The 12,777-nt window shown below is 33.0% G+C and carries 12 protein-coding genes and 1 tRNA gene; 7 read left to right on the top strand and 6 right to left on the bottom strand.

Features of this window, described 5'->3' with window-relative positions:
* Window positions 1–44: 44 nt before the first annotated feature.
* Together CSP5_RS05905 and CSP5_RS05910 are read right to left on the bottom strand one after the other, a co-directional pair.
* Window positions 45–1,085 carry a glycosyltransferase family A protein gene (locus CSP5_RS05905; protein ID WP_172399424.1) on the bottom strand — a complete coding sequence of 347 codons (1,041 nt, stop codon included), beginning with the start codon at window positions 1,083–1,085 and terminating at the stop codon, window positions 45–47.
* 848 nt (window positions 1,086–1,933) lie between these two features.
* Window positions 1,934–2,722 (bottom strand): glycosyltransferase, encoded by a 789-nt coding sequence (locus CSP5_RS05910; RefSeq protein ID WP_148689889.1) that lies wholly within the window; start codon window positions 2,720–2,722, stop codon window positions 1,934–1,936.
* Window positions 2,723–3,171: 449 nt separating this feature from the next.
* Between CSP5_RS05910 and CSP5_RS05915 the strand changes: the two genes are divergently transcribed.
* From CSP5_RS05915 to thiI, 4 genes are all read left to right on the top strand, one after another.
* The gene (locus CSP5_RS05915; RefSeq protein WP_172399425.1) at window positions 3,172–3,552 is read left to right on the top strand and encodes a hypothetical protein; all 381 of its coding nucleotides are present in this window, start codon (window positions 3,172–3,174) and stop codon (window positions 3,550–3,552) included.
* 921 nt (window positions 3,553–4,473) lie between these two features.
* A complete protein-coding gene (locus tag CSP5_RS05920; protein WP_197685799.1) occupies window positions 4,474–4,896 on the top strand; it encodes a hypothetical protein in 423 nt (140 codons plus the stop codon).
* A gap of 45 nt (window positions 4,897–4,941) precedes the next feature.
* Window positions 4,942–5,574, top strand: a complete 633-nt coding sequence (locus CSP5_RS05925; protein WP_148689892.1) for a chlorite dismutase family protein — start codon at window positions 4,942–4,944, stop codon at window positions 5,572–5,574.
* Window positions 5,529–7,025 (top strand): tRNA uracil 4-sulfurtransferase ThiI, encoded by a 1,497-nt coding sequence (gene thiI, locus CSP5_RS05930; protein WP_148689893.1) that lies wholly within the window; start codon window positions 5,529–5,531, stop codon window positions 7,023–7,025. Before CSP5_RS05925 ends, thiI begins: the two co-directional genes overlap by 46 nt.
* Here the strand turns inward: thiI and CSP5_RS05935 are convergent.
* Window positions 6,997–7,518: a TIGR00725 family protein gene (locus tag CSP5_RS05935; RefSeq protein ID WP_021789026.1), complete on the bottom strand. Its 522-nt coding sequence runs from the start codon at window positions 7,516–7,518 to the stop codon at window positions 6,997–6,999. The genes thiI and CSP5_RS05935 overlap by 29 nt on opposite strands.
* Before the next feature lie 188 nt (window positions 7,519–7,706).
* Here CSP5_RS05935 and CSP5_RS05940 point away from each other — a divergent pair.
* Window positions 7,707–7,779 (top strand) — tRNA-Asp (locus CSP5_RS05940).
* A 1,123-nt stretch (window positions 7,780–8,902) separates the two neighbouring features.
* Entirely contained in the window at window positions 8,903–9,337 is a 435-nt protein-coding gene (locus tag CSP5_RS05945) for a hypothetical protein (RefSeq protein ID WP_148689894.1), read from the top strand.
* 265 nt (window positions 9,338–9,602) lie between these two features.
* Here the strand turns inward: CSP5_RS05945 and CSP5_RS10060 are convergent, their stop codons facing one another.
* Window positions 9,603–9,815 (bottom strand): AAA family ATPase, encoded by a 213-nt coding sequence (locus CSP5_RS10060; protein ID WP_148689895.1) that lies wholly within the window; start codon window positions 9,813–9,815, stop codon window positions 9,603–9,605.
* Between the two features lie 19 nt (window positions 9,816–9,834).
* Here CSP5_RS10060 and CSP5_RS05955 point away from each other — a divergent pair, with 19 nt between their 5' ends.
* Window positions 9,835–10,434, top strand: a complete 600-nt coding sequence (locus CSP5_RS05955) for a hypothetical protein (protein WP_148689896.1) — start codon at window positions 9,835–9,837, stop codon at window positions 10,432–10,434.
* 1,107 nt (window positions 10,435–11,541) lie between these two features.
* Here the strand turns inward: CSP5_RS05955 and CSP5_RS09985 are convergent.
* Entirely contained in the window at window positions 11,542–11,664 is a 123-nt protein-coding gene (locus CSP5_RS09985) for a hypothetical protein (RefSeq protein ID WP_277868658.1), read from the bottom strand.
* Between the two features lie 492 nt (window positions 11,665–12,156).
* Complete coding sequence (locus CSP5_RS05960) at window positions 12,157–12,534, bottom strand: hypothetical protein (protein ID WP_148689897.1); 378 nt, start codon at window positions 12,532–12,534, stop codon at window positions 12,157–12,159.
* Between the last annotated feature and the right edge of the window lie 243 nt (window positions 12,535–12,777).

Raw genomic sequence — 12,777 nt, forward strand, 5'->3', positions numbered from 1 at the left:
TCATTTTAATTTCATTCTATATTTTAAATTAATTCTATAGATTTTCAGAGCATCAATCTTATTATTATCCTTCTAGTAATTTCCGGGTCAAAAATAAAAAAAGGGGATAAAAGTGAGACTTTGAGGTAGGAAATATATGTTCTTCTTAGGAATACCTTATATTTTTTACCCTTTCTATATATAGAGGTTTTGTAAAATTCTTTTAAATCGTGAAGAAGTTTTCTCTTGCTTAGTGATAGTACATCTATCATGATTTCACGCATTTTAAATTCTAGTTCTATAAAATTTGCAAGTTGAATGTTAGTTTCATGAAAATACTTTATTAGAGAGATGTAATCGCCTAAAAGAAGTTGACTTCGTTCTATTTCATTCTCTAACGCGTTTGAGGATTGTGTGTTCATTAATCTCTCTTTTCTGGGCTTAAAATTGCGCATCATGAACTTGTTTTTTATTCCCGGTATAAAAGCTATATTGAGATTCATGCCAATCCAGATATTAGGCATCAATACATCTACCCCACGTTCGATCAAATTTAAAATGGGAATAAGAGATTGAGATACACTTTTTGTAAATGAAAACCTGCTATTGTTAAAATATAGATTAAGAGACTGAAATAAATCGGGGTTATAATTCCGGCTATCTATTTTTATTAAAGGCTGCTTAGATTGAAATTCCCTATTTTGTTTGTAAAAGTTTACATCTATTACCTTTCCTTCTGTATCTACAATATCATATCCATTCAAGAACACATCTATTTGCTTATCCGCCTCATAAACCTCTGCTATTGTTTTCAACTTTAACTCTGAAAAAGCATCATCGTCTTCCAGCATACATATAATATCACCACTGCTATCTTGAAAGCCAAGTGAAAATTTCTTACCAATTGATTTTGATTCAGTGTATATTGATTTTATCAGTTTTTCAGATAGAGTTCTGTCGATTACATCATCTTTAAATGACTTTACAACAATAATTTCAATCAATTCCTTTGGATAATTCTGGTTTAAAACCGAATTAACGGCTTTAATCAGAAATTCTTTTCTCTTGTATGCAATTATTACAACGGAAAATCTTGTTGTTACCAATAAAAGAGACATTTAATTCTTTATTATAAGTATGTTGAGGCGTTAGGTAGAGAGAGTATTATTACTATTTACCATTCGATATACTTTAAAATTAACAAAAATTCACAAACATTAGGAATGTCACTGGTATACAGCATTTTTATCTGAAATGTCAGTAAGTAGTATTTTCTAACTTTAGTATAATAAGGAATGCCAAAATAATTCTAATTATATTTTCCATGAAAATTCAGAATTAAAAATGTCGTTTTGGATATGACTCCATATATTTACAATGATATTAAATGAAAAAGAGAGAATGACAATTTCCACTTAAAGTCTATGAATATCAGAACTTAAATGCAAACTCTCTTTACGAAAAACGTGGGTTTCAGAATTATATAACCCGTAGTGCCGTAATAATTTAAACGCAGACTTTATCAAATGAACGAGACAGTAGCAAGAATTAATCGTAAAAGTGCCTTCTAAATTATTCCGGAACACTCTGAAAGTTTACGATTACCAATCATAGAAAATGTGTGAATATGGAACGTTTTAACTTATATAAATAATGCAAGTTATGGAAAAGTTATCATATCATTCATACATATATCTGAATGCCTAATCTGATGATGAAGAATAGATAGGACCTCTAAGGGCTTTTAACCAGTATTCTTCAACTCATTCTTAAAGGGAAGGATTTAATTAAAAGAATGTGACGTAAAGTACAGTCAAAAATGTATTCTGTTGATAAGTCGCCAGTTAAAATTGAAAGTCCCCCTATATTGAGCGAGCAGATGGTATAATCGAGCATAATAAGAGCACAGCCAAGGAGAATTATGAATTAAATGTATTGCGATTAAAAAATGTACCTAAAAATCAGAGGTTTTCATCGATTGTCCTGCAATTTGCTTTGCCTTATCTTCTATTGTTGGAACTTTTATAATAAATCGTGAATATACCTTTCCAATAACGAATAGGAATAAGGAATAAATAGTTTTTCTGAGTGAATCTACCCTGTTAAATTTTTTAAAAGCGGAATAATTTTGACCTTTAACAAATATTATGTCTGCCGATTTCTCTATCCATCTTTTTAGATATTCATATCTTCCTTTTGAATACCGCCACTCACTTATGGTACCAGTCAGTTCGTCTATCCTAATGTTATCTGCGTAATCTACTGGAATATCTATCCTTTTGAAGATTTTTAGATTATTTGCCAGGTCCCATAAATAAATATCCTCATAACAGTTTATCGGAGGATATAGACCTAACTTAATGAAAATATCCTTGGGTGCTCCCGTTATGTTTACACCAACAATTCCTGAACGGAAATGAGTCAATATTTTATTGTTTGTTGGGTCAAGACATAGTTCAACTACAGACTGTAACTGCTTATATTCGATATCTGCGTCTAGCATAATTATATAATCTCCTGTGGAATTTTTTATGGCTATGTTTCTACCCTCTCCCCTGTTACACTTTTCCTGAATGAATTTAACATGCTCGTTTTTAAATCTTTCGAAATATTCCTTTGTCCCATCTTGAGAGTTGTTATCAACGATGACTATTTCATATTCTATTAGTAAGCCATTAAAAGAATTGAAAAACTTATCAAAAGTCTTTGATGTGTTGTAGGTTGTAACACAGAATGATATCATTTAATCTTAAATGTGTAATAGACATATTAATTTGACTAACTGTAAATGTTCTTCTGCTTACCATGACTTAAGAATTTGTATGAACGTGTAAATGATGATTTTCCTATTTCGATCTAATACGTTTAAAAATGCCCACATGAATCAGAGAAGAAATAAATGTAAGAATGAAATCTAAAAAGTTACTATATTATTCACTATTGAACGGATGTCTTAATTAGGAGAATTTTGATGCTTTGCGATATTAATAAATTGCTTGGTGGATCGCACAACAAAAAGATAATTCATGATTTTTTGTGAATCCAGATAAGACAGAGAAATATTAGTTCTCACATAGCATGAATAAAAATGTTTTTATATTACTGATTCTTAGCTAATTTAGGTAAATTAAAATGAAAGAGTTAAGGCCTAAAGAAGATAAGGCTGTATCACCTATCATTGCAACTATTTTATTGATAGCAATAACGGTGGTACTGGCTGCAACCCTCGTAACAATATTGGGAGGGTTTACGCATGGTGTGAGCAATACTGTGGAAACGGCTGGTGTGACTTCACATATAACTAGCAAATACATATTTATTAATGTGTCAAGTTCTTCAAGTGCAATCAGCGCATCATCTATAACAATAACAATAACAGGAGCAAGTTTCAAAGTGACTAGTGGTGATACTTTAGCTGAAGTAGCCGGTGTTAGTTCAACTTCATCTAATGCCACTTTCACTGGAGGTTCTGATTACACAGTTCCAATATCATTGTCTAGTAGCCAAACTGTAGCTGGTGTATCTTTCGAACTAATATACAAAGGAAATGTAATCTACAACTCTGCAGCATAAATATAAATTATCAATTTTTTAATTTTTAATTTCTTTAAAATTATCATAATTAGGTTTTTTATGGGATTAGTATTAAGGTGAATTTACGTATTTTATTATTCTTAGAAAATCCTTACGATTTTATGTAAGCGTTGCAATTTGATTCTTAAATGAATGATATTATACAGTAAATGAGCTATAACTGCGAAGAAAATGTTATCTAGGAATATAAACAAATAGAAAATTCAGATTAAATATAAACCTCTAAAACAAAATACGAAGAGTGAATGCCATATCGCTAAGGGTTTTATTTTGCTCTTAACTAACACAGAAATCATCAATTAATTATTCATAATTATTAGTGTTTAAATGACAAAATTAAATGATTCAAAAAACTTTGACTGACCTTAACAATGTCCTACCAATCACTGATACCTCATTAAGATTTATTACTTTTTTAATAGAGCGAAATATCCGTAAAGAAATGACGTGGAATTATACAACTTTTCCTACCTTAGACAAAGGCAACTTTTTATGTGCGAGACGTATGAGTTTGAAATATGGTTTTCTATAATTTGATTGAAGGAACGCAAAAGAAACTGCAATAATTGAAAATCCATCGATATCAGAATCTATCAGTTAAATGATCAAGATGTAGATGAATATGAGAATGGTAATGCTAAAAATGTTTAGAAATAATAGGGAAGCAATATTGAACTTTATTATACTGAATCCCCAAGTATTGTAAGATATACTAAGTTATGTCAACACCTAAAAGCTAAAGTGCTTCGGAGAATTTTATAATTAATAAGACCTCACTATCTTTTCATAAATAAAAATGTTTATATATTACTGATTCTTAGCTAGTTTAGGTAAATTAAAATGAAAGAGATAAGGCCTAAAGAAGATAAGGCTGTATCACCTATCATTGCAACTATTTTATTGATAGCAATAACGGTGGTACTGGCTGCAACCCTCGTAACAATATTGGGAGGGTTTACGCATGGTGTGAGCAATACTGTGGAAACGGCTGGTGTGACATCTAGTGTTGTAAATGGCACGGGGCAATTTGGTACTGGTACCCATGACAACATACATTACTGGAATGCTACTTTATACGCTAATGTGTCAAGCTCCTCAAGTTCAATTAGTTCTTCTTCTATCACAGTAAGTTTAACTGGAGCTTCGTTCGCTAACCCTAGTTCAACGAACACTTTAGCTAGTGTATTACCAAGTAACCCAGCAACCTTCACTGGAGGTTCTGATTATAAAATCCCAATAACCTTGGCTAAAGGACAAACTGCAGCAGGAGTATCTTTCGAACTGATATATAAGGGAAACGTAATTTATAACTCTGCAGCTTAAATTTAAATAACCAACTTTTTAATTTTTAATTGTATTATCATTTTTATGGAAGAAAAAACAAGTGAGTTATACATGCTGATTTTTTCTATTAAAGAGTCTAAGCAGGAAATTATTAAAAAAAGTTTAGAGGAGAATAAAGAAAAGATAATTAGTAATTCTGGATTAAAACACCTAAATCTATATGAATCTCTGAGAGGAGATTGCGATATTATTGGGTGGGTTTCAGCAGATGATCCCTCTAATATTCTCTCATTTCTAAAAGTATTGAAAACTATAATTGACGGTAAAGGAGAGATAGTGCATTCTTTTCATTCGATATACCAAAGATCACCATATTTGAAAAATTCACTGAAAATTGAGGAACAGATTCAGAACAGCAGGAAAAAATACATAATTGCATATCCAATGTCAAAATCAAATGACTGGTATATATTGCCTTATGAAGACAGAAAGAGAATAATGGATGAACATATAAGAACTGCAATGACAGATCCAAACAATAAAGATATTCTATCATATACAACTTATTCATTCGGTATAGGAGATCAGGAATTCGTTGTTATTTACGAAACAGATAGTCTTTACTCATGGATGAAGGTAACAGAAAAGCTTAGAGAAGTGGAGGCAAGGAAGTGGATCATAAAGGAAACACCAATTTTGACTGGAATCAGGATCTAGAGAAATTCAACATATATCTCCTGAGATATTCAGAGATAGGTTTGAAGGGAAAGAAGACAAGGAATCAGATGGAAATAAAGTTGATTAACAACCTTACAGTATCACTTAGAAATAAAGGTAAAAATGGAACTTTTATAAGAGAAAGAGGAAGGATATTTGTAATATCGAACGATGATATTTCTTCAGAAATCTCTAAAGTAATGGGAATAAAATCTTTCTCATCTGTAAGAGTTATTAGATTCAAAGATAAGAAAATACTTGCAGAGAATGTAAAAGATCTTTTTGCGGAAAAGATTAGGAATAAGAAGTATGCGGTTTATACAAGAAGAACTGGTAGTCACGATTTCACATCAATGGAAATGGACAGGATGATAGGTGATCTACTATTTCCATATTCCAATGGAGTGGATCTGAAAAATCCTGATATTAGAATTGAAATTGAAATTAGGAATAATCTGGCATATGTTATGCTGCACACATTTGAAGGACCGGGAGGATTGCCACTAGGTACCGAGGGTAAGATGGTTTCTCTGATATCAGGGGGAATAGATTCTCCAGTGTCCACATGGATGATGATGAGAAGAGGTTCTCCTGTAGATTTAATTTTCATGTCTCTGGCAAATCCCATAGACACAAAGCACTTTCTTAAGAAGGCGTTGATTCTCTATTCAAACTGGTACAGCGGCTATAATCCATATATATACATTGTAGATGCGTCAAGGCTTATTACAGACTACCTTTTCAAAGGAAAAATGAAATATGCAAATGTCAGTTACAAGAGAAAGATGTATGAGATTGCAGATAACATAGCACAAAAGATAGGTGCATATGGAATTATAACCGGTGAATCCTCAGGTCAGGTTTCTTCCCAGACTCCAGAAAACTTATATGAGCTTAGTATGGGGCTTAAAACAGTTATTCACAGGCCATTGATTGGAATGGACAAGGACTGGATAATAGATCAGGCAAGAAAGATTGGTACATTTCACAACGATTCCACAGAAGAATTCTGTGCTCTTTTTGGTGAAAGACCGATCACCAAAGTAAAGCACGAAGAATTGATGGAAGATATTGAGAGAATATCATCCTATTTCCCCAATGAATCTGAAATAATAAGAATAAGAGGAAATGAGATAGAAGAGTATCTAAATAGAATAGGAAATCCAGAATATGAGATCAGGTCAATAGAGAAAATACCAGAACAATCCATTATTGTTGATGTAAGAGACCCTCTTTCATTTAAGTCATGGCACCCTGATGGTGCTATTAACATCAACCCTGGTTCTCTTGATCATCTGGATGAAATCAATAGGGATAAAAAACCGGTTGTGTTTTACTGCAAACAGGGTTTGCAGAGTGCCTACATGGCAGGTCGTTTGAGAAAAAAAGGTTATGAAGCATACTTTGCCAGTGAAAAGATATTCAAGAATCAAATATTAGAGGGTCCTTAAAGCCTCTTTCCCTTAAGTTTTTTGCAGACTCTATGGCGAGATCAACAGCCTCTTTTGCATTTTTAGCCTTGAAATATTTTCCTTCTCTCTTCCTGGTAGGAGTTAGCTCTAGGCTTTCTATTCCTATGACATCCTTACCTTCACTTATTGCGAATGATTCTTCGGATATGGTGCCATTCGATCCATCAATGGCAATGAGAGATTCAGCTGCCCTTACAATCAGAAAATTTCTTGCGTAACCTATTCCAGTAGTTATTGAATACGAAAGATACTGGTTTTCCTCTCCCCTCCCATATCCAGGTAGTATTCCTATGACAACACCACCATTGTCCTTCACGCCTTTAGAGACTTCTTTCATAACACCTGATAAGCCGCCGCATAGCACAGTAGCATTATTTTTTGCTAGTAGTTCTCCTACTTCATAGGCAATTTTGAGGAATTTCTCAGGAGGGTTTGCTCCTCCAAGTACTCCTATGTAATAGTTCTCTTTCATATTATGATATGCTAGTTTCCTATTACTTTTTTTTCATACACAAGGCATATTTTATGAATCAAACGTGCTCAAAGCTCATATTTAGAATCCTTTTTAATCGGATTATGAGTAAATAAAATTGGATTAGTTTTCGTCTGCATTATCAACAAATTTTATAATCTTTTAGTAATTACCTGACTACTCAGTTAGCCCCGGTAGTGTAGTGGCCTATCATACAGGCCTGTCGAGCCTGTGACTCGGGTTCAAATCCCGGCCGGGGCGTCAATATGGAATTCCATGTCTCTTCCTTTAATTTACCAATTTTTCAACGTAAATTTGTATTTACAATCTGGTGGTTTTGAGATATATTATTTTCCGAATTTAAATAATAAGTGACTGTTGTTGATAAAATAACAGGTCAGATCTATATTGTGAATCATTCTTTAGAACACTGTCCATGGAGAAATCTTACCAATGTTGCATTATTTAGGTTGATATACGTTTTATATATCTAATCGTTTCATTAGATTGTTCAGGTTTGTAATTTAAATCAGGGTGGATAGCGGAAAATAATTTGCCTATCGCTTTTTCAAAAAAAATTGCTTAAATTTACTACTTTAGCTATTTCTTCAAAGAACTTAATAAAATGCTCTAACTTAGGCTGAGCAAGGTTTGATTGGTTGATTCCACTCGATTCTAGGCTTATTCGTCTCCCATAAAAACTTCCCTGCAGCTGAGTTAGTGATTACTGCCTGCCAAGGAGACGCCCTAACTACTTCTTTATTACAACTACCTTTAAACAATACTTCCAATTAATCCTTCCATAGATGAAAGATCCATTAGTCCTAATTGACTCGGACCATATGCTTTCTGTTATCAGTTGACATAATAAGTTCGCCTGTGATTTAATAGCTGACTGTTATAACTACTTATCGAACTATCTTCTCTCATTATTATCCAGACACTAAAAAGATTTCTAGATTTTATTCAAGTATAGATAATCAAACATCAAACAGTACTCAAATTTCATAAAATAATACCTATGATGGTTGTAGAGAAAATAGCAATTAACGTGAATCTGGCAGTCTTCTTACTTGTCTTAGACTGGGAGCCATTATTTTTAGATTGATAAGTTTGATATAATAAGATAGAAATTGCAGACTCAAAATACTAGCTAGATGACTTAGTTGGTATCGGAGGCCAGTTTAACACAAAGAATTTTAACCAAGACGCTTATAACAATCTGGACCTTATGAAAATTCTCTCAGCTGGGATTCAGAATTTGCGTTGTGTTGAAGATTCTGTGGTTTTAATATTCAGGGTTTGATTGGTATAGTCGGAAAGAATGAATTGGGCAAAACCACGATTCTTAAGGGAGTTTAGAAATTAAACCCAGAAAATATAAATGGTTCCAAATTTGTGCCACTGGAATATTATCCAAGAAGAAGATATTCCTCTTATAAATCTCGACACAAAAAAAAATGACATTATTTTCACTATTAAACGGAAATTAGATGACAGTGATATCGTTGAAACTGCCAAAAAAGTGGGTGAGAAAACATTTCCTGAAAAGATTATCACTATTACTAAAGGATATGATAATAGGATAAGGGTATCTGACAATATAGATGAACAGGAATTAGTGAACCATCTAATATCTACCACAAAATTGAATCCATACGAAATTGCTAGAGTTACCAATACTAAGACTATTCTAGAGCTAAGGAACAAGCTTACAGGTGCTCCTCGACTCGCATCACCGCAAAATCAACTTCTTAGTACCGTACAATCACTTTCCCCAGATGGACTTCTATCCACTGTATACAACAACATTGCTTAAGAAAGAACGAAGGTCCTGTCATCCAATAGGAGGGTAGCAGCATTGATAGACTAATTAAATCTTTCGAGGGCCTTTTGTTAAATTGGGTTTAATATTCGATAGTATGATGCATTCTGCACGTAAGCTTAGCTATCGGAAAAGAACGAAAATTTGAGGATTGTAGTTCCCATCTGGTGCTTCAGTATCAGTTCAAATTCCGTAACTTATCCTATATCGTGAGAATCAATAATTGAACTTAATTCGATTCGACCTTTATTATCAGGATTCAGCATATATTGTTCCATAGTAATGTTATTATGAATTTTGAATACAGATAGAGGAACTCAGTTGACCTAAAGATGTCAAACGAGTATAGAATAGAGCTTTTACCAGTATTATTTGCACCAATAATTATAGTCAATAGTTTAAAGTCTATTGAAATGTCTTCCCCATCAAATGGTCCAACATTTTTAATGTCGATCTTGCTTAACAAATCCACATTAGCATAAGTATAACACTTGAAAGTTCAGAAAATTTCCTTTAATGCTCCATTAAAGAAAATATGCATGGAGCTTTATCACAATTTACCAAAGCTTATAGATATTCGTGAGAATATTTATATTGCTAAATTTCATATTCATTCAATGGTTCAATGTGTATGTTTTCCCCATTCAGATGATCAATTTGAAACTCCAGGAGAGCTAATGGTGTGGTTGGATTTTGACTTAAGAAACAACCATAGAGGGTACTATAGATATAGAAAAGGGGTTGGTCTTACACCTTTAGAGCCTGGTTCCTTAGTTTTATTCTACAAAAATAAGCTTATTGTTGGCTGCGGAGTAGTAGAAAAACCGCCAAGACCATTGACCAAATCTGAAATAGAAAGATGTGATGAAATTCATGGTGGCGATAACAACTGTTCAGGGATGGAAAATATACTAAAATTCTTCCCAAATTCAATATGGGTATGGGATGAACACGAATTAGTTAATGAGGAGGAATTTTATAAAATTACACAAAAAAACCTGAAATATTATGTCACTGTAAAACCAGAGCAAGTTCTTGATATTTTTAAGATAGTTGCGGAAAAAAGGCAAAAAATGGAGAGATGGGTTTAATCTTCTGCCATTTTGGAATAACTTGTAACAAAATGTTAACTCTTCTCATAGGTTGGAAACAAAATTCTTAACTTTGGAGACAGAAAACGATAGAATGAGTAAACAGTTGGAAAAATGTTCTCTTTCTGCATACATTGGATGCTTCAGCATAGATATTATGGATTATCTTCCTACAAGTACCTTCCGATTTACTGGGGAGCACATAGACCTCTTTTATGAATGAGATAATTAATCAAATGTCTTGCTGGAAAGATACGCATCGTAATCACCCAAGACTAACTGCTTGTACTCACAATCCAAACAAATGGTTTTTACATCGCTATATGACTTTGAATCAGAATTGAGATAACGTCGTTGTACTATTGTCATCTCATTGTCTTTGTGGAATTTTTTTAATACGAACTTATTTTGTCGTCCCATTCTTCTATATAGTTGACAACAGGAAGTGAGTATTTTCTAGCTATTTCTCCCAACTTCTTTGGATTTGACAATGCAAGTACCAATATAAAATTGCATCCTCTCCAATCTTGGATTAGTTTTTGAACCTTTTAGGCTCGGGGATAGGGCATTTACACTTTGGGCAATAATAGTTGAGTTTAAAAGCACTAAAAGCATTGATTGCAATAGTTGAAAATAAACGTTTACTACAAATTTGACACTTCATTGAAATATCAAACCCCTGAGAGTTAGATTGGTGCTATAAAATACATCATCATTAATACGAGAATAAAGACTTTGATAATCATAATGATAGTTTTTCGAAACTCTATTAAAAATTAATACTATAGCCAGCGCCACAAATACTGAAAATAGTATTGAAAATGCCATCAAATCTCTTATTATCACTAAGCCTCTAAAGATTAAGGGAAAAAGTGGCTAAAACTATCCTCTCATTTTTTAATCTTCACCCCCTCATTGATTTTGTAAGGTCGTCTCTTTTTAGAAGAATAAAGCCATCACTTGCGATCGATCATCTCCTGCGCCTTTTCTTCCAACAAATGTGTGACTATTTCTCCCATGAGATATCATTGTTCTTTGCAGTCTTCTTGAGTTTGTTAATTTCTTCTAATCTCAATTTCATGACAATTCTCACCTCTTCATTTTCACTCATTTTTCTTCCTCCTGCTCGTTCAGGAATGTAAGCACTAATGCTCTTATGTAAATAGATGGCGTAATTTCCGTGATAGACGTTCTGCGTGTAACGTCATCATACACCCGCTTACGAGTCATGAATGAAGTTCGTCAAGTTTCTCCTAATATTTAGATAGTATTACCAAATAAATTGCAGGACAATCTCTTCTATTGTCAGCAACTAATCATTTTTCATTTGTATGTGATGTAATTTTCTACGAATCAACTGGAAACACTTTAGACCATTGATGTTTAAGATTATGAATTGTCATGACGAAGCCATCTCCAACGATAAGTTTGCTGAAAGCATTACATTTTCAGAGAGACCCTCGATTATGGTAGTTATAACAATATTAGTTGGGAGAAATTCAGATAATAAGTCATTATCTAAGTTGCCTTCGTGAATCAAAAAAGTTGTGTTTAATAAAAATTGTATATACCATTTTTATTCACTGAATCACCAGAGTATTTCACATTTTCAGTTGAACCGATATGACTAGTATAGTATGACAAAACACTATAAAAAAGATCAGCCGATGTGTTTATCAAACTGTTTCTTCACTGAATAATAGATAAAAACTCCTTTTGTAGTTATGTGAGATTAACATTTATGAGTAACTTGAACGAACGATGGTCAGATTGAAACATTCCGGATACGTTGACATAGAAGGTCGGGACCAAGAACTCCGATCCCATTTTCATGGAGTTGAGGGAATTTATCATCCTGAGGGATGAAACATTTTCTCCATTCCGAGATATGTAGTAATATCCTGTCAGGTTTTGATCATAGATATATGGATATCTGGAATAGGTGTTGCACGTTCCTACTATTGTGTAGGTGAGGTTGTGCGAGGAATAAGTTATCTGTTGTATAGGTTCAGGCGAAAGTATTTCGTAAATAGAAATTGGAGCAGCAACTACGACCACTGTAATTACAGCGAATATGATCATCCTGTTTCTCTTCGGCACTATCTAGGATATTAATATAAACAAGGATAAAAACTTTTATTGTATAATATATTGTCATAGATTAAATGCAATTTTAATTTATTCTTTTCAAGATGGGTGAAAGGAAAAGTACTAATCTCATCTTAGGTTAAATGGCCTCATTGGGTCATAATATCTGTAGGTTTGCAGGATTTTTTCTTCTATCTATTAAATGATCTTAAATAAAATTATTAACGGAATTTATTTTCAACTCTCTTTTGCTTA

The sequence above is a fragment of the Cuniculiplasma divulgatum genome (genome assembly GCF_900083515.1).
GTDB classification, from domain to species: Archaea; Thermoplasmatota; Thermoplasmata; order Thermoplasmatales; family Thermoplasmataceae; genus Cuniculiplasma; species Cuniculiplasma divulgatum.